This is a genomic window from Micromonospora zhanjiangensis (genome assembly GCF_042650605.1).
Taxonomy (GTDB): domain Bacteria; phylum Actinomycetota; class Actinomycetes; order Mycobacteriales; family Micromonosporaceae; genus Micromonospora_J; species Micromonospora_J zhanjiangensis.
The window spans coordinates 102,265-128,189 of record NZ_JBHSBN010000006.1 but is presented as its reverse complement, the minus strand read 5'-3'; the positions used below and the strand labels follow the sequence as shown (position 1 = coordinate 128,189).

22 protein-coding genes and 1 pseudogene are annotated in these 25,925 nt (G+C 71.5%); 12 read left to right on the top strand and 11 right to left on the bottom strand.

Translation table 11 applies throughout. From position 1 onward, the window contains the following. Positions 1-7: 7 nt before the first annotated feature. From sigM to ACFOX0_RS11300, 5 genes are all read left to right on the top strand, one after another. Entirely contained in the window at positions 8-835 is an 828-nt protein-coding gene (gene sigM, locus ACFOX0_RS11320) for an RNA polymerase sigma factor SigM (RefSeq protein WP_377544884.1), read from the top strand. Beyond that, a complete protein-coding gene (locus ACFOX0_RS11315; RefSeq protein WP_377544514.1) occupies positions 832-1,923 on the top strand; it encodes a hypothetical protein in 1,092 nt (363 codons plus the stop codon). Before sigM ends, ACFOX0_RS11315 begins: the two co-directional genes overlap by 4 nt. 183 nt (positions 1,924-2,106) lie before the next feature. Further along, a complete protein-coding gene (trxB, locus tag ACFOX0_RS11310; protein ID WP_377544512.1) occupies positions 2,107-3,063 on the top strand; it encodes a thioredoxin-disulfide reductase in 957 nt (318 codons plus the stop codon). A gap of 36 nt (positions 3,064-3,099) precedes the next feature. Then, positions 3,100-3,423 (top strand): thioredoxin, encoded by a 324-nt coding sequence (gene trxA, locus ACFOX0_RS11305; protein ID WP_377544511.1) that lies wholly within the window; start codon positions 3,100-3,102, stop codon positions 3,421-3,423. Between the two features lie 317 nt (positions 3,424-3,740). Next, the gene (locus ACFOX0_RS11300) at positions 3,741-4,904 is read left to right on the top strand and encodes an N-acetylmuramoyl-L-alanine amidase (RefSeq protein ID WP_377544509.1); all 1,164 of its coding nucleotides are present in this window, start codon (positions 3,741-3,743) and stop codon (positions 4,902-4,904) included. A gap of 97 nt (positions 4,905-5,001) precedes the next feature. Here ACFOX0_RS11300 and ACFOX0_RS11295 read toward each other — a convergent pair whose 3' ends face one another. Further along, the gene (locus ACFOX0_RS11295) at positions 5,002-5,661 is read right to left on the bottom strand and encodes a GNAT family N-acetyltransferase (protein ID WP_377544507.1); all 660 of its coding nucleotides are present in this window, start codon (positions 5,659-5,661) and stop codon (positions 5,002-5,004) included. A 358-nt stretch (positions 5,662-6,019) separates the two neighbouring features. Between ACFOX0_RS11295 and ACFOX0_RS11290 the strand changes: the two genes are divergently transcribed. Further along, the gene (locus tag ACFOX0_RS11290) at positions 6,020-7,336 is read left to right on the top strand and encodes an aminotransferase-like domain-containing protein (protein ID WP_377544505.1); all 1,317 of its coding nucleotides are present in this window, start codon (positions 6,020-6,022) and stop codon (positions 7,334-7,336) included. Between the two features lie 686 nt (positions 7,337-8,022). On the opposite strand, the pseudogene ACFOX0_RS11285 reads toward ACFOX0_RS11290, so the two are convergent. The 9 genes and pseudogenes from ACFOX0_RS11285 to rpmH all read right to left on the bottom strand — a co-directional run. Continuing rightward, positions 8,023-8,620, bottom strand: a pseudogene (locus tag ACFOX0_RS11285) (hypothetical protein); the annotation flags it as partial. 388 nt (positions 8,621-9,008) lie between these two features. Next, a complete protein-coding gene (locus tag ACFOX0_RS11280; RefSeq protein ID WP_377544503.1) occupies positions 9,009-10,037 on the bottom strand; it encodes a ParB/RepB/Spo0J family partition protein in 1,029 nt (342 codons plus the stop codon). Between the two features lie 27 nt (positions 10,038-10,064). Beyond that, the gene (locus ACFOX0_RS11275) at positions 10,065-11,171 is read right to left on the bottom strand and encodes a ParA family protein (RefSeq protein WP_377544882.1); all 1,107 of its coding nucleotides are present in this window, start codon (positions 11,169-11,171) and stop codon (positions 10,065-10,067) included. 862 nt (positions 11,172-12,033) lie between these two features. Further along, on the bottom strand, positions 12,034-12,804 hold the full coding sequence (gene rsmG / locus ACFOX0_RS11270) for a 16S rRNA (guanine(527)-N(7))-methyltransferase RsmG (RefSeq protein WP_377544501.1): 771 nt from the start codon (positions 12,802-12,804) through the stop codon (positions 12,034-12,036). A 7-nt stretch (positions 12,805-12,811) separates the two neighbouring features. Further along, positions 12,812-13,330, bottom strand: a complete 519-nt coding sequence (locus ACFOX0_RS11265; RefSeq protein WP_377544880.1) for a Jag family protein — start codon at positions 13,328-13,330, stop codon at positions 12,812-12,814. Positions 13,331-13,656: 326 nt separating this feature from the next. Further along, the gene (gene yidC / locus ACFOX0_RS11260) at positions 13,657-14,652 is read right to left on the bottom strand and encodes a membrane protein insertase YidC (RefSeq protein ID WP_377544499.1); all 996 of its coding nucleotides are present in this window, start codon (positions 14,650-14,652) and stop codon (positions 13,657-13,659) included. After that, the gene (gene yidD / locus ACFOX0_RS11255) at positions 14,649-14,939 is read right to left on the bottom strand and encodes a membrane protein insertion efficiency factor YidD (protein WP_377544497.1); all 291 of its coding nucleotides are present in this window, start codon (positions 14,937-14,939) and stop codon (positions 14,649-14,651) included. The genes yidC and yidD overlap by 4 nt, the downstream gene beginning before the upstream one ends. Further along, positions 14,936-15,370 carry a ribonuclease P protein component gene (gene rnpA, locus ACFOX0_RS11250; RefSeq protein ID WP_377544495.1) on the bottom strand — a complete coding sequence of 145 codons (435 nt, stop codon included), beginning with the start codon at positions 15,368-15,370 and terminating at the stop codon, positions 14,936-14,938. The genes yidD and rnpA overlap by 4 nt, the downstream gene beginning before the upstream one ends. A 40-nt stretch (positions 15,371-15,410) precedes the next feature. Beyond that, positions 15,411-15,548: a 50S ribosomal protein L34 gene (rpmH, locus tag ACFOX0_RS11245; protein WP_377544493.1), complete on the bottom strand. Its 138-nt coding sequence runs from the start codon at positions 15,546-15,548 to the stop codon at positions 15,411-15,413. A gap of 655 nt (positions 15,549-16,203) precedes the next feature. Here rpmH and dnaA point away from each other — a divergent pair. The 5 genes from dnaA to ACFOX0_RS11220 all read left to right on the top strand — a co-directional run bounded on the left by dnaA (position 16,204) and on the right by ACFOX0_RS11220 (position 22,813). After that, positions 16,204-18,168 (top strand): chromosomal replication initiator protein DnaA, encoded by a 1,965-nt coding sequence (gene dnaA / locus ACFOX0_RS11240; RefSeq protein WP_377544491.1) that lies wholly within the window; start codon positions 16,204-16,206, stop codon positions 18,166-18,168. Positions 18,169-18,934: 766 nt separating this feature from the next. Then, positions 18,935-20,068 carry a DNA polymerase III subunit beta gene (gene dnaN / locus ACFOX0_RS11235; protein WP_377544489.1) on the top strand — a complete coding sequence of 378 codons (1,134 nt, stop codon included), beginning with the start codon at positions 18,935-18,937 and terminating at the stop codon, positions 20,066-20,068. 36 nt (positions 20,069-20,104) lie between these two features. Beyond that, positions 20,105-20,977, top strand: coding sequence for a phosphogluconate dehydrogenase (NAD(+)-dependent, decarboxylating) (gene gnd, locus ACFOX0_RS11230; RefSeq protein ID WP_377544487.1), 873 nt, complete (start codon positions 20,105-20,107; stop codon positions 20,975-20,977). A gap of 11 nt (positions 20,978-20,988) precedes the next feature. After that, positions 20,989-22,185 (top strand): DNA replication/repair protein RecF, encoded by a 1,197-nt coding sequence (locus ACFOX0_RS11225; RefSeq protein ID WP_377544485.1) that lies wholly within the window; start codon positions 20,989-20,991, stop codon positions 22,183-22,185. Further along, positions 22,175-22,813, top strand: a complete 639-nt coding sequence (locus ACFOX0_RS11220) for a DUF721 domain-containing protein (RefSeq protein WP_377544482.1) — start codon at positions 22,175-22,177, stop codon at positions 22,811-22,813. The genes ACFOX0_RS11225 and ACFOX0_RS11220 overlap by 11 nt, the downstream gene beginning before the upstream one ends. 29 nt (positions 22,814-22,842) lie before the next feature. On the opposite strand, the gene ACFOX0_RS11215 is transcribed toward ACFOX0_RS11220, so the two are convergent. Then, positions 22,843-23,397: a hypothetical protein gene (locus tag ACFOX0_RS11215; protein WP_377544480.1), complete on the bottom strand. Its 555-nt coding sequence runs from the start codon at positions 23,395-23,397 to the stop codon at positions 22,843-22,845. Positions 23,398-23,895: 498 nt separating this feature from the next. Here ACFOX0_RS11215 and gyrB point away from each other — a divergent pair, with 498 nt between their 5' ends. After that, positions 23,896-25,839 carry a DNA topoisomerase (ATP-hydrolyzing) subunit B gene (gene gyrB, locus ACFOX0_RS11210; protein WP_377544478.1) on the top strand — a complete coding sequence of 648 codons (1,944 nt, stop codon included), beginning with the start codon at positions 23,896-23,898 and terminating at the stop codon, positions 25,837-25,839. The last annotated feature ends 86 nt before the right edge of the window (positions 25,840-25,925 follow it).

Genomic DNA, 25,925 nt, shown 5'->3' with positions numbered 1-25,925 from the left:
CCCGGGCATGTCACCGCCCGGGGCGGGACGGCCGACCGGGCGCAGTGACGCCGACCTGCTGCGGGCCCACGTAACCGGCGACCGGGATGCGTTCGCCGAGCTGTTCCACCGGCACCGGGACCGACTCTGGGCGGTGGCGCTGCGCACCCTGGCCGACCGGGAGGAGGCGGCCGACGCCCTGCAGGACGCCCTGCTGTCGGCGCACCGCGCCGCGCCCCGGTTCCGCGGCGACTCGGCGGTGACCACCTGGCTGCACCGCATCGTGGTGAACGCGTGCCTGGACCGGATCCGGCGCCGCCAGGCGCGCCCCACCGTGCCCCTGCCGGACGGAGCCCGGGCCACCGACCACGGTGCCGGTACGGGCTGGGGCGGCACCGAGCCGGCCGCTCCCGCCCCCGATCACGACACCGCCCTGGTGGTCCGGGAGGCCCTGGCCGGCCTGCCGGTAGAACAGCGGGCCGCGTTGATCCTGGTGGACGTTCAGGGCTACCCGGTCGCCGAGGTGGCCGAGATGCTCGGCGTCGCCGAGGGAACCGTCAAGAGCCGGTGCGCCCGGGGACGGGCCAGGCTCGCGATGCAGCTCGGTGACCTGCGGCCCGGGCGGCAGACCGGTTCCGCCGCCACCGCCACGACGTCCGACCGGCGGACGAACTCCGCCCCCGCAGCGAGGCCCGGCCGGCGGATGGACTCCGCCACGGCGGCGACGCCCGCCCGGCCCGGTGCGGGCGGGCCCGCCGACGTGCGTCCGGTCACTCCCGGGAACCGTGTCTCCGACGGCGACGTCCGATCGGGGTCAGCCCCTGGCGGGCCGGACAGCAACCTGGAGGACCAGTGACGACGGGCCGATTCGGCGCGGTCGACCTCGACCTGCTGGCGGACTACGTCGGCGGCGTGCTCGACGGCACGCCAGAGGAGACCGTGGTGGACCGGCTCGTCGCCGAGGACCCGGCCTGGTCCGAGGCGTACGCGCGGTTGGTTCCGGCCGTCGGAGCGGTCCGGGACGGCCTGGCCGCCTGGGGCGCCACCGATGCCGTGCTGCCGACCGAGATCGCCGACCGGATCTCCGCCGCGCTCGCGACGGCCCCGCCCGTGGCGCCCGTCGCTCCGGTCGATCAGGCCGCCCCCGCCGAACTGACGTCGCCCCTCGATCAGGCCGCGCCCGCCGCACCTGCGCCGCCCGGGAGGCAGGTCACGCCCGGCGAGCAGGCCGCGCCCGTCCAGCCGGTCGGCGCGCCGCGTCGGGTGCCGAGCCAACCGGGCGGTCGCGGGCTGGTCGTCGTACCCGGTGGGAAGCCGGACACCGGCGGACCGACCCGGCGGTCGGGACGGCGGCGCTGGTCCCGGTTCGCCGGTCCGGCCGCCGCCGCCGCGGCGGTGGTGGCCCTCGGCGGGGTCGGCGTGAGCCAGCTGATCGACCGCGGCGGCGCCGACCGGGCCACGACCAGTGCCCCGGACGCCGGTTCGGCGGCCGACACGAAGGCCACCGCGCAGGCCGGACCGGCCGCCGGTGAACGGCCCCGGGCGTTGCTCGGCCCCGCCACCGACCGACCGCTCGCCACCGGCACCGACTACACGGCCGACCGCCTGGCTGCCCAGGTCGACGGCGTCGCCGCCGCGCCCAAGAGCACCCGGGACGGACCGGGCGTCGCCGCGGAGGAGGGCGGCCGGCTGGCCACCCCGGGGAACCTCCAGCGGCTCGCCGACCGCGCCGCGCTCACCGCCTGCCTGGACGCCGTGGCCGCCGAGCACGGCGCCGGCACCGTGACGGTCCAGCTCGTCGACTACGCCACGTTCAACGGCACACCCGCCCTGGTGGTGCTCTTCACCGACCAGGGACCGGACCGTTGGGCCTGGGTGTCCGGGCCCGAGTGCGGCGTGCCGGGCTCCGGTGCGGACACCCGCTATCAGACCCGGGTAGGCTGAGCCGACCCCTTGACAGTCGTTTGACCGGCCACGTGACGTGACCCACCGGATGCCCGACTCGGGAATTCCCGGTTCGTACGATGGCGTTCTGCTCATCAGTTGCCGAGTGTCTGAACCGGTCGGTCGCTCGGACCGCCGTCGGTGCGCCGCACCGGTGGCGAACACACACATCGGGAGACGGCAGTGGACGAGGTCCGCAACCTGATCATCATCGGCTCTGGGCCGGCCGGATACACGGCCGCGGTCTACGCGGCGCGCGCCAACCTCAAACCGCTCATCGTCGAAGGTGTGCAGTCCGGCGGCGCCCTGATGACCACCACCGAGGTGGAGAACTTCCCCGGCTTCCCGGACGGCGTCATGGGTCCGGAACTGATGGACTCGATGCGCAAGCAGGCCGAGCGGTTCGGCGCCGAGTTCCTCACCGACGACGTCACCCGGGTCGAACTGGTCGACACCGGCGTGGTCGGCTCCGACGCGCTGCACACCGTGTACGTCGGCGAGACCGCGTACCGGGCCAAGGCGGTCATCCTGACCACCGGGTCGGCCTGGCGGCCGCTGGGCGTCCCGGGCGAGCAGGAGTACCTCGGCCACGGCGTGTCGTCCTGCGCCACCTGTGACGGCTTCTTCTTCCGCAACCAGCACATCGTGGTGGTCGGCGGCGGCGACTCCGCCATGGAGGAAGCGACCTTCCTCACCAAGTTCGCCGAAACCGTCACGATCATCCACCGGCGTGACGAGTTCCGGGCCAGCAAGATCATGGCCGAGCGGGCGCTCGCCAACGAGAAGATCCGGGTCGAGTGGAACAGCGTGGTCGAGGAGGTTCTCGGCGCGGACGGTAAGGTCTCCGGGGTCCGGATCCGTAACGCACACACCGGCGAGTCCAAGGTCATGGACGTCACCGGCGTGTTCGTGGCCATCGGCCACGACCCGCGCAGCGAGCTGTTCCGCGGTCAGGTCGAGCTGGACGACAGCGGCTACGTACGGGTCCAGGCGCCGAGCACCCGGACCAGCGTGCCCGGCGTGTTCGCCGCCGGTGACCTGGTCGACCACACCTACCGCCAGGCGATCACCGCGGCCGGGACCGGCTGTTCCGCCGCCCTGGACGCCGAGCGGTTCCTCGCGACGTTGGAAGAAGACTGAACAACTCAAGACAAGACCCGCAAGGAGGGGCTTTCCGTGGGAGCAACAAAGGCTGTCACCGACGCCAACTTCGTCAACGACGTACTGCAGTCCGACAAGCCGGTGCTGGTGGATTTCTGGGCGGAATGGTGCGGACCGTGCCGTAAGGTGGCTCCGCTGCTCGAGGAGATCGCCGACGAGATGGGTGACAAGGTCACCATCGTCAAGCTCAACATCGATGAGAACCCCGAGACCGCCATGGCCTACCGGGTGATGTCGGTCCCGACGCTCACGGTCTTCAAGGGTGGCCAGCCGGTCCAGTCGGTCGCCGGCGCCAAGCCCAAGGGGGACCTGGTGCGGATGATCGAGTCCGCCCTGTAACTCCCGACGTACCAGCCCTCGGTGCCCGCGTCCGCTTTCCGGACGCGGGCACCGGTCTTTCCATGGTCCTCCGGCGTGGTCCTTTGGCGTGGTCGTGGCGGCGGTCGACCGGAACGACCGGCCCGAGCATCGGGACGGGCCGTCGGCCGGGCGGGCGTACCGGCAACCCGGGGCGCCGGCCCGGTCGTCACGGTAGGCTCCGGATCGTTCCTCCGCACCGGCTACCACCTGCCGGTTCCCGCCCGCCGGGGCGGTCGGCACCCGGGTACGACATGAGACCGGCCGACCAGCCGCAGACACGCACAGGGAGGTCGTCCGTGCGTCCGATCCGACGTGGTGACCGTGGTGCCGCGGTCCGGGAGATCCGGGACATCCTGGCGGCCCTGGACCTGCTCGTCGACGGTGGGCGGCAGGACGACGAGTTCGAGTGGGAGACCGAGCACGCGGTCCGCGCCTTCCAACAGAGCCGGGGCCTGAGCGTGGACGGGCGGGTCGGCGCGGAGACCTGGCGGGCCCTGGACGCCGCCCGCTGGCGGCTCGGCGCCCGGACGCTCTACCACGCGGTCCCCGACCCGCTGGCCGGCGAGGACGTCCGGGCACTGCAGGAGCGCCTGCTGGAGATGGGGTACGACGTGGGGCGCGCCGACAGCCTCTACGGTGCCCGTACCGCCCGCGCCGTCGCCCAGTTCCAGCGCGAGGTGGGCCTGAAGGCGGATGGCTCCTGCGGGCCGCAGACGATGAACGCGCTCCGCCGGCTGGGCCGCAAGGTGGTCGGTGGCCGCCCGCAGTGGCTGCGCGAGGTGGACGCCTTCGGCCAGTCCGGACCAGACCTGGTCGGCAAGGTCATCGTCATCGACCCCGGGCACGGTGGTTCCGATCCCGGTGTCGTCGTGCCCGACGGCGCACTCCGCTGGACCGAGGCCGACCTGGCGTACGACCTGGCCACCCGGCTGGAGGGCCGGCTCGCCGCCGCCGGGATGCGGGTGCACCTGACCCGTGGACCGGCCGCCGCGGTGGCCGTGTCCGACCTGGCCCGGGCCGAGACCGCCAACGAGCTCGGCGGCGACCTGTTGATCTCGCTGCACGTGGACGGGCACCACAATCCGGAGGCGGACGGCGTGGCGACCTACCACTACGGCACCGGCAACGGCGTGACCTCGACCGTTGGCGAACGGCTGGCCGGCCTGGTGCAGCGGGAGATCGTCGTGCGTACCGGGATGCGGGACTGTCACATCCACGCCAAGACCTGGGAGCTGCTGCGGTTGACCCGGATGCCGGCGGTACGCGTCGACGTCGGTTACCTCACCTCGCCGGTGGACCGGGCCCGGTTGGTCGATCCCCGGTTCCGGGACCGGGTCGTCGAGGCGGTGGTGGCCGCCGTGCAGCGGATGTATTTCCCGGTCGAGCGGGACGTGCCGACCGGCTCGATCGACGTCAGCGAACTGCGGGCGGCGGTGGTCCCGGCCGGCCGGCCGGACTGACGGCGGTTCCGCTCCGTCGGCGGTTCCGCTCCGTCGGCGGTTCCGCTCCGTCGGCGGTCCCGTCCCGTCGGCGGACCGTTCCTCGCCGGTCGCCGGGTCAGCCGACGGTCGAGCGGGTGGCCGGTCGTACCGGACGGAGCAACGACTCGGGACTCATCGAGCCGAGCAGCTTCTCCAGGGCGTACTCGACGTCCGACTTCCAGGACAGGGCGGTCCGCAGCTCCAGCCGCAGCCGCGGATAGCGCGGGTGCTGCCGGACGGTCTTGAAGCCGACCGAGAGGAAGAAGTCGGCGGGGGCCAGGCACTCCCCGCCGCCGTCACCCGACTCGCCGAACTTCGCGTCGCCGAACGCCTCGATGGCCTTGATCCCCCGTTTGGTGAGATCGCGGGCAACGCCCTGCACCAGCATCCGGCCCAGTCCGCCGCCGGCGAAGGCGGTGACGATGTGCGCGGTCGTCAGCAGGGCCGCGTCCGCGGACACCGGCGAGGTGGGAAAGGCCATGGAACGGGGAAGGTAGGCGGGTGGCGCGTACATGACGAAGCCCGCGGGCATCCCGTCGACGTAGACCAGCTTGCCGCAGGAACCCCACTCCAGCAGGGTCTGGGAAACCCAGGCTTCCTTCTCCAGGCCCGGGTCCCCCGCGGCGCAGGCCCGGTCGGCGGCGACGGGATCCAACTCCCAGTAGACGCACCGCCGACAGGGGCGGGGTAGATCCTCAAGCGTGTCGAGGGTCAGGCTGACCAGACGTCGCGACATCGGCGCATCCCCAAAAGCTCGGAAGGGAGGCCGACCAACGCCCGGAAGTTCTCGGCCCGACCGCCGCGCCCCCGACGTGCGATCGTACGCCCGAACATCGTCGTACGGGAGAGGATGGCGACTTTGCCGGCGGACCTGCGGCGCGTCACCCGCCCGACCGGCGACCCTCCGGGCACCGCCGCCATCGGCCGGACGATGCCCGGGTGGCTCTCGACCGGTGTCTTCATGATCCGGTCCGCGATGTGGACCGGAGCGCTCCGAACGGGCCAAGACCGGCGATGACGGCTTAGGATCGAGCGATTAGCGGCGTGCCGCACCCAGCGGTGGCCCGCCAGCGATCCGTGATCGAGGTGAGGGCATGACCGGCACGACGCTCGACGACTACACCGACCGCTACGCCCGTCGGGTGCGCGGGATGACCGCGTCGGAGATCCGAGCGTTGTTCGCCGTCGCCAGCCGGCCCGAGGTGGTCTCCCTGGCCGGTGGTGCGCCGTACATCGCCGCCCTGCCGCTGGACGCGGTCGGTGAGATGCTCGCCAAGCTCGGTGCCGAGCAGGGCACCACGACCCTGCAGTACGGGATCGGCCAGGGCACCCTGGACCTGCGCGAACGGATCTGCGAGGTGATGGCGCTGTCCGGCATCGACGCCGGCTGCGGCGCCTCGCCGGAGGACGTGGTGGTCACCGTCGGCGGCCAGCAGGCGCTCGACCTGGTCGCCCGACTGTTCCTCGACCCGGGTGACGTGGTGTTGGCCGAGGGGCCCACCTACGTCGGCGCGCTCGGCGTCTTCCAGGCCGCGCAGGCCCAGGTGGTGCACGTTCCGATGGACGACGACGGGCTGGTGCCGGAGGCGCTGGAGGCCACCATCGCCGCCGTCGCCCGGTCCGGACGCCGGGCGAAATTCCTCTACACGATCCCCACCTACCAGAACCCCGCCGGCGTCACGCTCACCGACGAGCGCCGGGAGCGGGTGCTCGACATCTGCGAGCGGGCCGGCCTGCTCGTGGTGGAGGACGATCCGTACGGGCAGTTGGGCTTCGACGGTGATGCACCGGCGCCGTTGCGGGCCCGGCGTCGGCACGGCGTCTTCTACCTCAGCACCTTCTCCAAGACCTTCGCGCCCGGGCTACGGGTGGGCTGGATCCTCGCACCGCACGCGGTCCGCGACAAGCTGGTCATAGCCAACGAGGCGCAGGTGCTCTGCCCGAGCACGTTCGCCCAGGCCGCGGTCTCCACCTACCTCGCGACCATGCCGTGGCGTGAGCAACTCAAGATTTACCGCGAGGTCTATCGCGAACGCCGGGACGCCCTGCTCGACGCGCTGGCCGACCTGATGCCCGAGGGCACCACGTGGACCGAGCCGCAGGGCGGGCTGTTCGTCTGGGCTACCCTGCCGGACGGCCTCGACGCCAAGGCCATGATGCCGAGGGCGATCGCGGCGCGGGTCGCCTACGTACCGGGCACCGGCTTCTACGCGGACGGCTCCGGGCGCGCGAGCATGCGGCTCAACTACTCCTTCCCGGCGCCGGACCGGATCCGTGAGGGGGTCCGGCGACTCGCCACGGTGCTGGAACAGGAGATGGCCATGCGTCGGGTCTTCGGAGCCGTCGGTGGAACGGGCGCCGGCCGTCGGGGACGACCCGGCGCGGATGCGCCGGGTCCCGACTTGGCATGATCCCGGCATGAGCGGCCGCGACGCCTGATCCTCCCGGCTGGTGTGGGGCGAGCCTTCCGCCAAGGCCGTTCTTGGGGCCCGGACTGGGTCGCGCCGCCGCACAACCGGTTCCCCGAACTCGGCACGGAACGCGTGCGCTACCGGCCGTCGAGATCGTCCCCGAGACTGCGGGTACGACCCCCCGCGCGATACACCGCCGGATCTCGCTGCCGCCGCTGGCCGTACTGACGGCCGGTTGGGACTTCGGTCGGGCCCAACTCTTGTCGGTCGCGCCGTGTGCCGCAGCGGTTGAACCGGCCGAGCGACCATGCCATCGCCCGGCCCGCCCCGCCGCCGATCTCGCTCCACGGCCGAAGCACAGCGGTGGGCGGTGTTTCACGTGAAACGCCGCCCACCGCTGTGCCCGGTCGAGCCGCAGCGCGCGCCACGACTACCGGGTCGGCTCGGCCGGCATCTTCTGGGCAGGTTGTCTGCCTGCCGGCCAGGTCGTCAGCCCGCCGGGCGCGCGGAGTGGCCAGCCGCAGACCCGTCCGTCGTCGAGCCGTCGGAGGTATCCGACCTCTCGTCGTCGAGTGACCCGTCGGGGTCTTCGAAGTCGCCGTTGATCTCGTCGTCGATTGCCTCCACCACCGTCACGGCCGGGGTGGCCAACGGTTCGGCGGTCTCACCGGCCGGAATCACCTGCTCGGTGAAGCTTGCCGGCGCCTGCCACTGGATCCGAGGCGGCTCGGCGAGTGGACGTCCGCCGAACTCTGCCAGCCAGGCCGCCACGAGGGCTAGATTTTCCCGCCACTGTGCCTCGGCGATGGGCGGCAGGATGGCGTCCCACAGCGACAGGAAGGTGCCGCGCAACTGGAGGCGTCCGTACGGCCTGGCGAGGAACCACATGTGCAGGTGCGCCGAGCCGTCGCCCCAGCGGTTCACGTGTACGCGGGCCACCCCGTCGAGCGAGCGGATGGCGCGTTCCAGCCGGACCGTCATCACGCCGAGCTCGGCGGCGAGCAGGTTGGGCAGATCACCAAGATCTAGATGGGACCTCGATTCGAGGATGAGGACCATGGGCAGGCCGGTCGGCCGGTCCATGGCTCGTACCCGCCAGCGATCGCTGACCCAGATGTATGCCTCGTCTGAGGCGAGGCACGCGGTGCAGTCGGCCGATCCTTCGCCCTTCCGATCCGGTTCCACCGGAACCGGATCGGCGAGGTCCTTGACGCGGATTTCACCCTCGAAGGGGAAGGAAGGCCACTTGACGAAATCAGGAACAGAGGGAGGGGTGTGGGGCACGACGCTGACCCTAATCGAGTCTGCCGTCCCTGTCCCTACTCTTCTTCGCCGGTTCTGCCGGCCGTCCGGCACGCCGTATCGGACTGCGTCCCACGTCGTTATCCACAGGCTGACACCCGCTTCTACGCGCTGTTTCACGTGAAACGGCGCGACCTGTGGACAAACCCTGTGGATTACCGACGGGGCCGGCGTCCGTCCTTGAGGCGCTCGATCACCCGGGCCGGGATCGCTCTCGCTCCTCGGCCATCCGATCCGGCATCCGCCGGTCCTTGGTGATCGGGCGCCGACCGCAGGCCGTGTTTCACGTGAAACCCCCGCCCCACGGGAGACGGCGCCGGCTCCGGGGTTTCCGGGCCGACGCCGTCATGGTTCCGTCAAAGGCAAGCGGTCAGCCGTTCGGTGCCTCGCCGTCCATCCCGATGAGGCCGACGATCCGCTCCAGGTCGTCCACGGTGGCGAACTCGATCGTGATCTTTCCCTTGCTCCGCCCGATGTCCACCTTCACCCGGGTGTCGAACCGGTCCGAGAGTCGGTCGGCAAGATCGGTCAGTCCGGGCGCCTGCGGCTTCGCCCTCCGCTTTGCCGGCTGGCTCTTGGCCGGTCCTTCCTCGGCCGCGAGCTTCGCCAGCTCCTCGGTCACCCGGACCGAGAGGCCCTCCGCCACGATCCGGTGCGCGAGCTTCTCCTGGGCCTCGGCGTCATCCAGACCTAGCAGCGCGCGCGCGTGCCCCGCCGACAGGATGCCGGCGGCGACCCGGCGCTGCACCTGGGCCGGCAGGTTGAGCAACCGCAGGGTGTTGGAGATCTGCGGTCGGCTACGCCCGATCCGGCGGGCCAGTTCCTCGTGCGTGGCCCCGAACTCCTCCAGCAGCTGCTGATAGGCCGCCGCCTCTTCCAGCGGATTCAGGTTGGCCCGGTGGATGTTCTCCAGCAGGGCGTCCCGGAGCATGGCGTCGTCCTTGGTGTTGCGAACGATCGCCGGGATGACCTCCCGACCGACGGCCTGCGCCGCCCGCCACCGCCGCTCGCCCATGACCAACTCGTAGCTGTTGTCGTCGAGTTGGCGTACCACGATCGGCTGGAGGAACCCGACCTGCTCGATCGAGGTCTTGAGTTCTTCCAGAGCGTCCTCGTCGAAGACCTGACGCGGCTGTCTGGGGTTGGGCATGATCGAGCCCACCGGGATCTCGGCGAACCGAGCCCCCGGTACCGGTGCCAGTTGGGGGCCTGGATCCGACGCCGGCTCCGAAGCGGACGTTGGCTCGACGGACGACGGGGACGACGGCGTCAGCCCGCCGTGCGGAACCTCCGGCGCGTCCGGGGCCGTCGCCGTCGCGACACCGCCCGTCGGCACCGGCGCGGTGGGGATCAACGCCCCGAGACCCCGCCCCAGTCCTCCTCGCGGACGGTTCTTCATGCCACGCCTCCCACCACGTAGTCCGGCCTAGGCATTCCGGCCGACCGGTTCTTTGACCCCGCGCTCCGCGATCTCCTGGGCGGCCTCGAAGTAGCTCGTCGCGCCCCGCGAACCGGGATCGTAGGTCATGACGGACTGGCCGTAGCTGGGTGCCTCGGACACCCGGACGTTTCGCGGGATGACCGCCTGCAGCACCTTGTCACCGAAGTGGTTCCGGACATCCTGCTCCACGGCGTCGGCCAGCCGGGTACGCCGGTCGTACATCGTCAGCAGGATCGTCGAGACGTCGAGGGCCGGGTTGAGGTGCTGCTTCACCAGGTTGATGTTGTTGATCAGCTGGTTCAGTCCCTCCAGCGCGTAGTACTCGCACTGGATCGGAATGAGCACCTCCTGCGCGGCGACCAGAGCGTTGACCGTCAGCAGGCCGAGCGAGGGCGGGCAGTCGATGAACACGTAGTCGAACTGATCGGGATGCCCGGTGATCGCCCGGGACAGCCGCGACTCGCGAGCCACCACCGAAACCAGCTCGATCTCGGCGCCGGCAAGGTCGATCGTCGCCGGCACGCACCAGAGATTGGGGATGCCCTCGACCGGCTGAGCCACCTCCGCCAGTGGCGCGCCGTCGATGAGGCAGTCGTACACGTCCGGAACGCCGGTGTGATGCGGCACGTTCAGACCGGTCGAGGCGTTGCCCTGAGGATCGAGGTCGACGACGAGGACCCGGTTGCCGTGCAGGGCGAGGGCCACCGCGAGGTTCACAGTCGTGGTGGTCTTGCCCACCCCGCCCTTCTGGTTGGCGACGCACATGACCCGTGGATGGTCCGGCCGCGGCATCGTCACCTCGCCGCTCGGGTTCAGGATTTGCACGGCGCGCATTGCCTCCATTGCCAACGGCGGGTCGTCGCTTACCCGAGAGTCGGTTTCACGTGAAACGTACACGGCGGAACTGGCTTGGTCGTCCATGGTCACCCCGACCGTCGGAGAGGGTTGTGGTTGACTGCCCGGCGCGGCGGACCGGGACCCGGCGGCGTAATCGGCAGCCGCCACTCCGCCATTCTGCGCCGCTGCCGGCCGATGTCCAGTCACGGCCGGGTCGGGTCCCACCGGTCGGTCAGGACGGCTCGGCGCGGGCACCTCGCCCTGCCGGTGCCCGTGCGGCGTCGCCGCAGTCCGCCGGCCGGTCGCCGCCGGCACCGCTGATGCGGCGCGCCGGTCCGACGAGGGCTGGGCCGGCCCGCTCGCCGCCGCCTTCCCGGGCAGCGCAGCCTCGACCGAGGGCCGCTGGGGTAGCACGTCGTCGGCCGGGGGCCGCCCGGCCGGCGCGGCGAACGGGTCGACCGGTGGGACGGGTACGGCCACCGACCGACCCGTGCCGGTGGGTCCCGGTGGGGTCGGCTGATTCTGGACGGCAGCAAGGAAAGCGGGGCTACCCGGTCCACCCGTCGGCCGGGACACGGCGGCCCCGGCGGCCGAGGCCGGTCCGGCGCTCGGACGCGGCGCCTCGGCGGCTCGGCGGCGCCCGGTCGAGTCGACCTGGCGGTTGGCGGACCAGTCGAGGTCCGCGTGGACCGGGCCCGGCGGCTCCGTTCCGTTCCTGGGTCGCGGTACGGCCTGACCGGTGGCCGTTCCCTCCGGTCGGGCCAGCCTGACCCGACCTCGGACGGCCGGGCGGCCGGAGTCGGTTTCACGTGAAACAGTGCGATCGGTCGACCGGTGGCCGCCGGGGTCGGTTACCTCTGGCTCGTCATACCTACCGTTGTCATGCACCGTGTCATCCCTGCCCGCTTCGGATGGGGTTCGGCAAAGGCGGCACTCGCGCTCGCGCCTTTCGGACGCCATGTGTGAACACATCTCGCGGCGGGGTTGATGCCGTCCGCGTCGGCTCGGTCCACAATATCGGCGCGCGGCCAGCCTACGGCTCCCGGGCGGTTCAGACCACGGCCATGCGTGCCGCGAGTCACGATGACGCGGCGTCGGGCCGTCACGTACCGGATCGTCACCGCCGTCGTGGTCGGCCAGTGCGCGGTCGGCGGCTCGGCTGCCGGCCGGCAGCACGCTCCCGGACGATCTCCACCACGATGGTCGGTGGGTCGATCAGGCCACGGCCGCACCGGTGCACCACCGGTGACCCGCCGCCCAGTTCCCGCACCGCGTCCCGGTGCTCGACGACCTCATCCGCGGCGGAGGAACCCTTCAACGCCAGCAGTCGGCCGCCGACCGCCGCCAGCGGGAGGCACCACCCGGCGAGCCGGTCCAACGGCGCCACCGCCCGGGCGGTCACGATGTCCGCCGGCGACGAGCTCGCCGCCGCGTACTCCTCCGCGCGGGCCCGGACCACCGTGACCGAGTTGGTCAGCCCGAGCGTCTCCACGGCCTCGGTGAGGAAGGCCGTCCGTCGGGCCAGCGGTTCGATCAGTACGACGGAGAGGTCCGGCCGGGCGATCGCGAGCACCAGTCCGGGCAGTCCCGCGCCCGACCCCACGTCCAACACGCGGCGGCCGGCCGGGATGAGTTCCGCGACCGCCGCGCAGTTGAGCAGGTGGCGGTCCCAGAGCCGGGGTGTCTCCCGTGGACCGATCAGGCCCCGCAGCACACCGTCCCCGGCCAACAGTTCGGCGTAGGCCGCGGCCAGTGGCTGCCGGTCGCCGAACAGGGCCCGGGTCGCGTCGGCCAGTTCGACCGGCACCGGTACGTCGACAGCGGAAGGCCCGGGCGGCCGTACGCCACCCGGGCCCGAGTTGCCGGAGACCTCGAAGTCGTCCCTCATGATCCGCTCAGTCGGCCGGGCGCACGACGATCCGCCGGCTGGGCTCCACGCCCTCCGACTCGCTCTCCACCCCGCTGATCGCGTTCACCACGTCGTGCACGCACTTGCGCTCGAAGGCCGACATCGGCTCGAGCCGGACCGCCTCGCCGTGCTCCTTGACCTTCTCCACCGCGTTCTTGGCGACCGCGGCGAGTTCCTTGCGCCGGTTCGCCCGGTAACCGCCGACGTCCAGCAGCAGCCGGCTCGGCGTACCGGTCTGCCGGAACACCGCCAGCCGGGTCAGCTCCTGCAACGCCTCCAGGGTCGCACCGCGCTGGCCGACCAGGGCCTGCAGTCGGCCGCCCACGACCTCGACGACGGGACGGCCAGCCGAGACCAACTCGTCGATGTCGCCGTCGTAGTCGAGGATGTCCAGCAGCCCTTCGACGTAGTCCGCGGCGATCTCGCTCTGCCGGAACAGGTCGCTGTCCGAAGGGGCGGCCGGCTTCTCCTCCGCCGCGTCTACCCGGGTCTCGTCGTCGGCCAGGGCCTCGTCGTCCGCCGAGGCGTCCTCGTCGGCCGACGCGTCGACCTCGATGGCGTCGGTCTCGCCGTCCAGGGGGTGTTCCGCGGGCGGAATGCTGGTGTCGGTCACGGTCTCATCTCCGTACTCGATCGGCCGGACCGCACTCGGTCCGGTGGTTCCCCGGGCGGCCGGCAGGTGAGCACCGGGCCGCCACGGGCACGTCTGCACGGGCGGTGTCGCCCGTCGCCGGCGCCGTCGCGGCGGAACCGGGATCCGGGTCGGCGCCGGCCCGGAGGGGCGGCGGCACGACCGCGGATCCCGGCGCCGGTCGACGGCGGCCGAGCAGGTCAGCCCTGGCGCTTGGCCGGGCGGCTCTTCTTGGGGTTGACCGGCTTGGCACCCGGCTTGGGGGCGAGCGCCTTGTTGGCCACCGCGGGCTTGGCCGGCGCCTCGGTGCCGTTCGCCTTCGAGCGGCCGAACAGGCCACCCGACTTGGCCGGCTGCGCCGGATTGCGCGGGGTGCCGGCCGGCTTGGCGGCCTTGCCCGGGGTGGGCGGCGGCGGGTACTTGCGCAGCACCCACTGCTGCTGACCGAGGGTGAAGAGGTTGTTGGTGACCCAGTAGATGATCACACCGATCGGGAAGATCGAGCCGGAGACCAGCAGCGAGACCGGGATGCCGTAGAGCATCAACCGCTGGATCATCTTCTGCTGCGGGTCCTCCGCCCAGCCGGTCTTGAGGATCATCTGCCGGCTGGTCAGGTACGTGGTGGCGATCATGATGGCGACCAGGACGCCGGCGACGATCTTCACGGTGCCGCCGTTGGCGCCGAGCCGGGCCAACTCGTCGGCGGTCGAGCCGAACTTGCCCGCGATCGGGGCGTCGAAGAGCTTGGCGCTCGCCGCGCTGTCGAACTGGTCGACGCTCCAGCCGTACAGGGTCTTGGCCTGTTTGGCCGGGTCGAGCCGCTTGAGCGTGTGGAAGAGGCCGAGGAAGACCGGGATCTGCAGGAACATCGGAAGGCAGCCCATCAGCGGGTTGGCCTTTTCCTTCCGGTAGAGCTCCATCATCTCCTTCTGGAGCGTCTCCCGGTCACCCTTGTGCTTCTCCTGCAGCTCCTTGACCCTGGGCTGGAGCGCCTGCATGGCCCGCTGCGACTTGATCTGCTTGACGAAGACCGGGAACAGGATCACCCGGACGGTGACCACCAGGAAGATGATCGCCAGGATCCAGGCCCAGTTGGTGCCCAGCACGGAGTGGGCCGACACCCCGACCGCGTCCCACAGGGAGTGCCAGCGCAGCAGGATCCACGAGATCGCCCAGTAGATCCAGTCGAGACTCAATTCGGGGCTCCAGTCACATCGGCAGGGCGGCCGCCCGGCTCCGGCACCGGGTCAAATCCACCGGGGTGGAAGGGGTGGCAGCGCAGCAGCCGCCGCGCCGCCAGGACGGTCCCCCGAAGGGCACCGTGCCGCGCGACCGCCTCCAGGGCGTACGCGCTGCACGACGGGTAGAACCGACAGCGGGCCGGCAGTGCCGGGCTTATCCACCGACGGTACGCGACGATGGGCCAAGCCAGCACTCGGGCACCGAGTGTCGTGGGCTCGGGGATGCCCGTCGAACCGGTCATCGTGACCGCCGGGCCGGACGCCGGGGCGAACGGGCGGCGACGAGGGCCGCGTCCAGGTCGGCCCCCAACCGGGCGTACGGCAGGTCCGCCGCGACGGGCAGCGCCCGGACCACCAGGGTGCTGCCCGGTGGCAGGTCGGCGATCCGCTCGCGTACCAGGTGCCGGAGCCGGCGCCGGACGGCGTTGCGAACCACCGCGCCACCCACCGCCTTGGACACGACGAAGCCGGCGCGGGCGGGTACGGAGATCGACTCCGTACCGGCTGTCCGCGCCGGCTCCGGCGATGGTGTGTTGTCCGCGGCCGGCTCCGTCGACCGGGCCGTCGGCAGGTGCAGATGGACGACCACACCGCCCCGACCGGCCCGGCGCCCGCCGCGAACCGCCGCGGCGAAGTCGTTGCTGCGCCGCAGTCGCTGGGCGGCGGTCAGCACGATTGCCCTACATCCCGCGGACCGGGTCCCGCTGCGGCCGTCAGGCCGACAGCCGGGTGCGGCCCTTGGAACGGCGGGACGACAGGATGGCGCGGCCGGCGCGGGTACGCATCCGCAGCCGGAAGCCGTGGGTCTTGGCACGCCGGCGGTTGTTCGGCTGGAAGGTGCGCTTGCTCACGTCAGGCTCTCCGTCTTCGTACGCCCCGGCCCGGTTCACCGGGGTCGTGTGGTGGTCTGGCGTAGGCCGTCCAGGGGACGACTACGATCTTGCCGACCGTCGGGACACGGCCGGCGCGCACGACGACCAGCGACGCGCACGACGACAATGCCCGCGGGCAGCGAGCACCCATCACCCTATCAGAGGGCGACGGAGCAACCGATCCAGCGTACGCACGACCGCATTGACCGTCAAACGCCCCCAGCAGCGGACATCGGGTACGTCGACGCGGCGCGCGACCGGGCCGGCGGCGCCGGCCCGGTCGGTGCTCCGGCGGCCCGGCAGTTGATGGGGTGTGGACAACGCTGTTAGCGTGCCCGTTTGCGGTCGGCGTCCGGGGGTCTCTGTCGCTACCGCGCAAAACCGGACAAGCTCGTTAATCGTTCGGCACGGTAAGTCCGTACCACCGCCGTGAGGACAGGTACGGGATCCGACGAACGTCCTACGTTAGGGCCACATTCGGCCGGTACACAGGCTGTGGATAACTTGTGGACGACGGTCGGGAGTCGATCGAGAACGCGACCTCCCGCCTGTTCGAGCGCGGCAGCGGGCCCGGAACGGCCGACTGGACCTCCAGCGGCGACCGGGGAGCAGAGGCGAGGGGGGTGGCGCGACGGTGGCCGACACGATCGACCTTGCCGCGGTCTGGACGGCGACCACGGAGGAACTGGCCGACGAGATCATCTCGGCCCAGCAGCGGGCCTACCTCCGGCTCACCCGACTGCGCGCCATCGTCGAGGACACCGCTCTGCTGTCCGTACCGGACGCCTTCACCCGTGACGTGATCGAGTCCCGGCTCCGGCCGGCCATCACCGAGGCGTTGTCCCGGCGGCTCGGCCGGGCCATCCAGGTCGCCGTCACCGTCCGTCCCCCCGAGGACCCACCGGGCCGACCGGCCGGCACCCTGTACGGCAGCGCCGTCGCCGCCCCTGGCGGCTATGCCGACCAGGCCGCCCCGGGCGGTTACGCCGACCAGGCCGCCCCCGGGGGTTACGCCGACCAGGCCGCCCCGGGCGGCTTCGCCGGTCAGCAGCTCGGCTACCCGGTCCGGGACACCGAGGCCGCGCCGGACGGTCCCGACCGGTTTCCGGGTGACTTCCGCCACGCCGAGGTCGACCACCCGCCGGACGGCGCCGGGCGGCGCACCGGGCCGGACGACCCGGATCTCGCGGAACGACGCCCCGAGCCGCCGACCGGGTCGGCTCAGCAACGCCCCGGCCCGCCCGGCGCCACCCCCCATCCCCGACCCGCACCCGCCGGCCGGGGGGACGGCGGGCAGGACACCCTGTTCGCCACCCCGTTCCCGGCGCCGGAGCCGCGCGGGTTCGACGAACGTGGCCCGGCTTCCCGGGCGACGGACCCGCACATCGACGGACACCGGCCGGCCGGCCGCGGCTACCGCGACGACCCGATGGGTCTGCGGGACCAGTCGGGACCGCGCGGGCTGGTGCCCGACGGCGGCACCGACAGCGGTCCCGGCCGGGCCACCCCGCGGGACCACCGGCCGGGTGGTCGGGACGACCGGCGGCAGCCGGGTACGACGGACTCCGGTGGCAACCGGCTCAACCCCAAGTACATGTTCGAGACGTTCGTCATCGGCTCCTCCAACCGGTTCGCGCACGCCGCCTCGGTGGCCGTCGCCGAGTCGCCCGCCAAGGCGTACAACCCGTTGTTCATCTACGGGCACTCGGGGCTGGGCAAGACCCACCTGTTGCACGCCATCGGCCACTACGCCACCACGCTGGGCAACGCCCGGTCGGTGCGCTACGTCTCCACCGAAGAGTTCACCAACGACTTCATCAACTCGCTCCGGGACGACAAGACCAGCGCGTTCCAGCGGCGCTACCGCGACGTCGACATCCTGCTGATCGACGACATCCAGTTCCTGGAGAACCGCGAACGCACCCAGGAGGAGTTCTTCCACACCTTCAACACGCTGCACAACGCCAACAAGCAGATCGTGATCACGTCCGACCGGTCACCCCGCCAGCTCGCGACGCTGGAGGACCGGATGCGGACCCGGTTCGAGTGGGGCCTGCTGGCCGACATCCAGCCGCCGGACCTGGAGACCCGGATCGCGATCCTGCAGAAGAAGGCCGCCCAGGAGCGGATGTACGCGCCGCCGGACGTGCTGGAGTTCATCGCCTCCCGGGTGTCCAACTCGATCCGGGAGTTGGAGGGTGCGCTGATCCGGGTGACGGCGTTCGCCAGCCTCACCCGTTCGTCGGTGGAGTTGTCGCTGGCCGAGGAGGTGCTGCGGGACTTCATCCCGGACGGTTCCGGGCCGGAGATCAACGCGGAACAGATCATGGTTTCCACCGCCGACTACTTCGGGGTGAGCCTGGAGGATCTGCGCGGACAGTCCCGGTCCCGGGTGTTGGTCAACGCCCGCCAGGTCGCCATGTACCTGTGCCGCGAGCTGACCGAGCTGTCCCTGCCACGGATCGGCCAGGCGTTCGGCGGTCGGGACCACACCACGGTCATGCACGCCGACCGGAAGATCCGCCAGCAGATGGCCGAGCGCCGTTCGCTGTACAACCAGATCGCCGAGCTGACCAACCGGATCAAGCAGAACACCTGAGGCGTACCCGAGCACGCGCCCGGCCGGATCTCGGCCGGGCGTTCGTCGTCGCGGAACGGGCACCGGGCGGCCCGGGGTTGACCCTCGACCCGGTCGACGGCCCAGGATCGCCGTCATGTCCGTCCACAGGATTGACCCGTCGTCCACACCCGCTGTGACACAGCCTGTGGAAAAACCACGCTCCGGCTCGACCTCGTCACCCACAGGTTGTGGACAACGGCTGTGGAAGCCTGTGGACGCCTGTGGACGTCGACGGTCGCGATCCACCGATCGGGGGTGGCCTGTGCATGGCCTGTTGAAGGTTCTGGGGACAACCAGAATTGATCAAGGAATCGTTGTCCACACAGCTGGGGAGAAACCCGGGGGAAAACCGGTGGATGACCGGTGGACAACGGTGGACAACCGACCGGCCGGGACCGGCTGTGGACCGAGGAGCCACTTGCACCCGGGGTTCTCCACAGCGAAATCACCGGTGGAAAACTCGCTGACCTGCGGTGATGCGAGTTCTCCACAGTTTGCACAGGACCGATGAAGACGATGAGTTATCTCTTCTAAGAGAACAAAAACCAATCATCACCGTTGGGCTTCCTGTGGATCGGCTCCGTTTCGGTATCCGTACCCAGGCTCGGCACCCGGAACACCGGGGTCGGGCACACGGCCGATGCCGACGCGCCCTAAGGTTCGAGTCGGACCCGCACGGTCAGCCGGCCCGGCTGGCGCGCGCCGGCATGAGACAGTTGTCGCTGACGTCGAGGCGGAGGCAAGCATGAAGTTCCGAGTGGAGCGCGACGCGCTCGCTGACGCGGTGGCCTGGACGGCGAAGAGCCTGCCCAACCGCCCGTCGGTGCCGGTGCTCGCCGGCGTGATGCTGCGGTTGTCCGAGGGCAACCTGCAGGTCTCCGGGTTCGACTACGAGGTGTCGAGCCAGGTGACGGTCGAGGTTCAGGGCGACGCCGACGGTGCCGCGCTGGTCTCCGGTCGACTGCTCGCCGAGATCACCAAGGCGCTGCCGGCCAAGCCGGTGGACATCGCGGCCGTCGGCGCACACCTGGAACTGGTCTGCGGCAGCGCCCGGTTCACCCTGCCGACCATGCCGGTCGAGGACTACCCCACCCTGCCCGAGATGCCGCAGAGCGCCGGCACCGTCGACGCCGCCGCGTTCGCGTCCGCCGTCGCGCAGGTCGCCGTGGCGGCCGGCCGGGACGAGACGCTGCCGATGATGACCGGCGTCCGGATCGAACTCGACGGTTCCACCATGTCGATGCTCGCCACCGACCGCTACCGGCTGGCCCTGCGGGAGCTGCAGTGGCGTCCGGACGACCCGGAACTGAGCATCAACGCGCTGGTCCCGGCCCGGACGTTGCACGACACCGCGAAGGCGCTCGGCCCGATCGGCGGCGAGGTGACCGTGGCGCTGTCGCACGGCACCGCGGGTGAGGGCATGATCGGTCTGGCCGGCGGCACCCGCCGGACCACCAGCCGACTGCTCGACGGCGCCAACTACCCGCCGGTCCGGTCGATCTTCCCGACCAGCCACAACGCCGAGGCCCGGCTCTCCGTCCCGGCCCTGGTCGAGGTGGTGAAGCGGGTCGCCCTGGTCGCCGAGCGGGCCACCCCGGTGCTGCTGAGCTTCAGCCCGGACGGACTGGTGGTCGAGGCCGGCGGCACCGAGGAGGCACGGGCCAGCGAGGCGATGGAGGCGGACTTCACAGGCGAGCCGCTGACCATCGGGTTCAACCCCCAGTACCTCATCGACGGCCTGCAGAACCTCGGTTCGGCCATCGCCCGGCTGGACTTCGTCGACGCGTTCAAGCCGGCGGTCCTCGCTCCCGCTCAGGAGGACGGCGAGGTCATCCCGGGTTACCGTTACGTGATCATGCCGATCCGGGTCACCCGCTGACCCGCTGCGGTTCCGGCACACGAAAGGTAACGCGTCATGCAACTCGGCCTGGTTGGCCTCGGCCGGATGGGCGGCAACATGCGCGAGCGGCTGCGAGCCGCCGGGCACGAGGTTGTCGGCTTCGACCGTGATCCGGATCTGAGCGACGTCACCGACCTGCGCGGGCTCGTCCAGCGGCTGGCGGCACCCCGGGCGATCTGGGTGATGGTGCCGGCCGCGGTCACCGACGCCACCATCGACGACCTGGCGGGCCTGCTCGACGAGGGTGACATCGTCATCGACGGCGGCAACTCGCGGTTCACCGACGACGGACCGCGCGCCGAGCGCCTCGCCGAGCGCGGCCTGGGCTACCTCGACGTCGGCGTCTCGGGTGGCATCTGGGGCCGCGAGGGCGGCTACGGCCTGATGGTCGGCGGCAGCGAGGAACACGTGGGGCGGCTCATGCCGATCTTCGACGCGCTCAAGCCGGCCAGTGAGTTCGGGTTCGTGCACGCCGGGCCGGTCGGCGCCGGGCACTACGCCAAGATGGTGCACAACGGCATCGAGTACGGCCTCATGCAGGCCTACGCCGAGGGCTACGAGCTGCTCACCAAGTCGGAGCTGGTGACCAACGTCCCCGGGGTGTTCAAGTCCTGGCGCGACGGCACGGTGGTGCGGTCCTGGCTGCTCGACCTGCTGGACCGGGCCCTGGACGAGGACCCGGAGTTGGCCGGCCTGCGCGCCTGGGCGGACGACACCGGCGAGGGCCGGTGGACCGTGGACGAGGCGGTCCGGCTCGCCGTACCGCTGCACGTGATCACCGCGGCGCTGTTCGCCCGGTTCGCCTCCCGGGAGGACGCCTCGCCCGCGCTGAAGGCGGTGGCCGCGCTGCGCAACCAGTTCGGCGGGCACGCCACCCACAAGAACTGACCCACCGCCCGGTGTACGTCCGCAGCCTTCAGCTGGTCGACTTCCGTTCCTACGAGCGGGTTCAGATCGATCTTGAACCGGGCGGGAACGTCTTCGTCGGGCCGAACGGGATGGGCAAGACCAACCTGCTCGAGGCGTTGGGCTACGTGGCGACCCTGGGCAGTCACCGGGTCGCCACCGACGTCCCGCTGGTCCGGGCCGGCGCGCCGGCCGGCGTCATCCGGTGCGCCGTCGTGCACGAGGGCCGGGAACTGCTCGTCGAGCTGGAGATCGTCCCCGGCCGGGCCAACCGAGCCCGGCTCGGCCGGTCGGCCGTACGCAGGCCCCGGGACGTGCTCGGCGCGCTGCGGCTGGTGCTCTTCGCGCCCGAGGACCTGGAACTGGTCCGGGGCGACCCGGCGGAACGTCGGCGCTACCTGGACGACCTGCTCGTCGCCCGGATGCCCCGGTTCGCCGGGGTACGGGCCGACTACGAGCGGGTGGTCAAGCAACGGAACGCCCTGCTGCGGACGGCGTACCTGGCCCGTCGGGCGGGCGGCGGGCGGCGAACCCGGCCGGTGCCCGCCGAACCGCCCGACGAGGACGGTAACCAGCCGGCGGGTGACGCCGGCTCGGCCCTGTCCACGCTGGCCGTCTGGGACACCCATCTGGCCCGGCACGGCGCCGAGTTGCTGGCCGGTCGGCTGGAACTGGTCGCCGCGCTGGCTCCGCACGTCGCCAAGGCGTACGACGCGGTGGCCGCGGGCCACGGCGCGGCCGGCATCGCCTACCGCCCGTCGATCGAGCTGCCGGACGGGCCGCCCGACCGGGACGGCCTGGCCGCCGCCCTGACCCGGGCGCTGGGCGAGGCCCGGTCCGCGGAGATCGAACGCGGTGTCACCCTGGTCGGTCCGCACCGCGACGAACTGACCCTCACCCTCGGTGCCCTCCCGGCCCGGGGGTACGCCAGCCACGGCGAATCGTGGTCGTACGCGCTGGCCCTGCGGCTCGCCGCGTACGACCTGCTCCGGGCGGACGGGATCGAGCCGGTGCTGGCCCTCGACGACGTCTTCGCCGAGTTGGACGCCGGCCGGCGTCAGCGGCTCGCCGAACTGGTCGGCGGGGCGAGCCAGGTGCTGATCACCTGCGCGGTGCCCGACGACGTGCCGGACGCCCTGCGCGGTGTCCGCTACCAGGTTTCCGAGGGGACGGTGCGACGTGCCGGCTGACCGCAAACCGACCGGTGCCGCCGAGGGGCAGGCCGGCGCACCGGCGGGACCGAACAGGTCGACGGAATCCGCGGGTTCGGCAGGATCCGCCGGGCCCGCGCCGTCGGCCGGGCCTACGGCACCGGCCGGACCGGAACTGGCGCGGGCGGTGCTGGACGCGGCCAAGGCCCGGCGGGACGCCGCCCGACCCCGCCGCCGCGACCCCGGAAGCCCCGCGGGTGGTGGTGGCGCGCCGAGACGGTTACGCGGCTACTCCGGCCCGGGCCCCGACCCCCGCGACCCGCAGTTGCTCGGCACGGTGCTGGCCCGACTGGTCAAGGCGCGCGGCTGGCAGCAGCCCACCGCCGAGGCCACCGTCTTCGGCGCCTGGGAACGGGTGGTCGGCGCCGAGATCGCCAAACACAGCCGACCGGTCAAGCTGGAGAACGGCGAGCTGACCGTGGAGGCCGAGTCGACCGCCTGGGCCACCCAGCTGCGGCTGCTGGCCGGGTCGCTGTTGAAGCGGATCGCGGGCGAGGTCGGCCACAACGTCGTCCGGAAGCTGCACATCCACGGGCCGGCCGCACCGTCCTGGTCGCGTGGTCCGCGGCGGGTCCGTGGCCGGGGACCACGCGACACCTACGGCTGACCGACGCCCGGGTCGGGTCGTGCCGACCGTCAGGAGTCGGCGTAGACGGCGAAGCCCCGGTCGGCGCAGCGGCGGTAGAAACCGGCCAGCACGGCCAGCTCCGAACGCGGGAAGCTCCACTGCGGTGCGGCGCCCGAATCGTCCCGCAGCGCGTCCAGCCGCCCGTCCAGCCAGCGCAGCTGCTGCTCGGGCAGCCGCCCGCCGGTGAGCGCGGCCCGCAGGACGGCGCCCACGGTGTCGAAGGTCACCAGTTCGCCCTCCCGCTCGTGCCCGTCGACGAACCGCTCCAGGCCGCCGGCGATCCAGGCGCAGCCGTCCGGGTCGATCACCGGATCCTCGTCCTCGGCTGCGGCCTCCGTGGCGTACAGCACGCCGTCGAGACCGAGCAGCAGGTCGACCAGCTCGGTGTAGGCAGTGGCCCGGACCGAGCCGGTCTTGGCGATGTATCCGGCCAGGGCGGCGGTCGGCGCGGCCACCTCGGGCGACTCGGCGAGTTCGCCGAAGTCGACGAACTCGGCCGGCGCCACCGGGTCGTAGAAGCGGCCGGTCCGCGGCCAGCGCACCGCGACGTTGTCCAGCCCCATCGGGCGTCACCTTCTCGGTCGAGGGGCGGATCGGGCGAAACCCGACCGCCGGTGGTCTAAGGGACGGCGACGCAAAGTTACGGCACGGCCCACCGTTTCCGCCATCCCCGGCGGTCCGTCACGTTCGTCCGGGCCGCCGAGCGGTCCGTGATCAGAGCCGGTGCGTGTGGGGGGAGTCGCGGAGGGCGTCGATCGTCCGGCTACGGAGGTCTCAGGTGGCTTTCCAGGGGTGCCGGATGCCCGTTCTGTCGTGTCGGCACAGTAGGATCGGGGAAGAGACGAGGAAGCGGTGTGTGCGGCGACGCGGGTTCCCTACCCGGGGTCGCGGCGCGCACCGGTCCGAGCCGTTCGCGATCCGCGGGTGACCGCCGGCGTTCGGCGCAGGTCGACCGTACCGGGGGATTCCCGCCGGGTGGTCCCGGCGCCCCACGTCCCCTGGCCGCCCGCCGAACCCGCGCCCGTGCGCCCCCGGCGCCCGGACGCGAGAAAGTGGCCAAGGTGGCAGCGCAGAACAAGCAGGAGTACGGCGCCGAGTCGATCACCGTCCTGGAAGGTCTGGAAGCGGTCCGTAAGCGCCCCGGCATGTACATCGGGTCGACCGGCGAACGGGGTCTGCACCACCTGGTCTGGGAGGTCGTGGACAACGCGGTCGACGAGGCCCTGGCCGGTTACTGCGACACCATCGAGGTGGTGCTGCTCGCCGACGGCGGCGTGCGGGTCACCGACAACGGCCGTGGCTTCCCGGTCGACCTGCACCCGAAGCTGAAGAAGCCCGGCGTCGAGGTGGCGCTGACCGTGCTGCACGCGGGCGGCAAGTTCGACGGCAAGGCGTACGCGGTCTCCGGTGGTCTGCACGGCGTGGGCGTCTCGGTGGTCAACGCGCTGTCCACGAAGATGTTCGTGGAGATCCACAAGTCCGGGTACGTCTGGCGGCAGCACTACACCAACTCGGTACCGACCCCGCTGGAGAAGGGCGAGACCACCGACCGGACCGGCTCCGCCGTCTCGTTCTGGCCCGACCCCGCCGTCTTCGAGACCGTCGAACTTTCCTTCGAGACCATCTACCGGCGGATCCAGGAGTACGCCTTCCTCAACCGCGGCCTGACCATCCACCTGCGCGACGAGCGGGTGCAGGAGGAGGACGGCAAGCCGCGCGAGGTCACCTTCTGCTACAAGGGCGGCATCGCCGACTTCGTCCGGCACCTCAACAACTCGAAGAACCCGATCCACCGGTCGGTGGTCGAGTTCAGCGGCGAGGAGGAGGGCATGGCGGTCGAGATCGCCATGCAGTGGAACGAGTCGTACGGCGAGTCCGTCTACACCTTCGCCAACACGATCAACACCCACGAGGGCGGCACCCACGAGGAGGGCTTCCGGGCCGCGCTGACCAGCTTGATCAACCGGTACGGCGCCGAGAAGAAGTTCCTCAAGGGCGACGAGAAGCTCTCCGGCGAGGACATCCGGGAAGGGCTCGCGGCGATCATCTCGGTCAAGCTGGCCAACCCGCAGTTCGAGGGCCAGACCAAGACCAAGCTCGGCAACACCCCGGTGAAGAGCTTCGTCCAGCGGGTCTGCAACGAGTGGCTGGTGGACTGGTTGGACCGCAACCCGGCCGAGGCCAAGACCATCATCACCAAGGCGTCCCAGGCCGCCCGGGCCCGGATCGCCGCCCAGCAGGCGCGCAAGCTGGCCCGGCGCAAGTCGCTGCTGGAGTCCGGCTCGATGCCGGGCAAGCTGGCCGACTGCCAGTCCACCGATCCGCGCGAGTCCGAGGTGTTCATCGTCGAGGGTGACTCGGCGGGCGGCTCGGCCAAGCAGGGCCGGGACCCGCGGACCCAGGCGATCCTGCCGATCCGCGGCAAGATCCTCAACGTGGAGAAGGCCCGGATCGACCGGGTGCTGAAGAACAACGAGGTCCAGGCCCTGATCACCGCGCTGGGGACCGGCATCCACGACGACTTCGACATCGAGAAGCTGCGCTACCACAAGATCGTACTGATGGCCGACGCCGACGTGGACGGCCAGCACATCCAGACGCTGCTGCTCACCCTGCTGTTCCGGTTCATGCGGCCGCTGGTCGAGCTGGGCCACGTCTACCTGGCCGCCCCGCCGCTCTACAAGATCAAATGGAACCGGAAGGGCGACGACGCCCAGTACGCGTACTCCGACCGGGAACGGGACGGGCTGATCGCGCTGCGTCAGCAGAAGAAGGCCAACGCCAAGCCGGACGACATCCAGCGGTTCAAGGGTCTCGGCGAGATGAACTACCCCGAGTTGTGGGAGACCACGATGAACCCGGCCACCCGTACCCTGCGCCAGGTCACGCTCGACGACGCCGCGACGGCCGACGAGTTGTTCAGCGTGCTGATGGGCGAGGACGTGGAGGCCCGACGGTCGTTCATCCAGCGCAACGCGAAGGACGTGCGCTTTCTGGACATCTGAGGGTCGGCCCGGGCGGCCCCCGCTGACCAGCGGCGATACCGCCGCCCGGACCATCCTCCACACGGTTATCCACAGCTTCGCCGGTT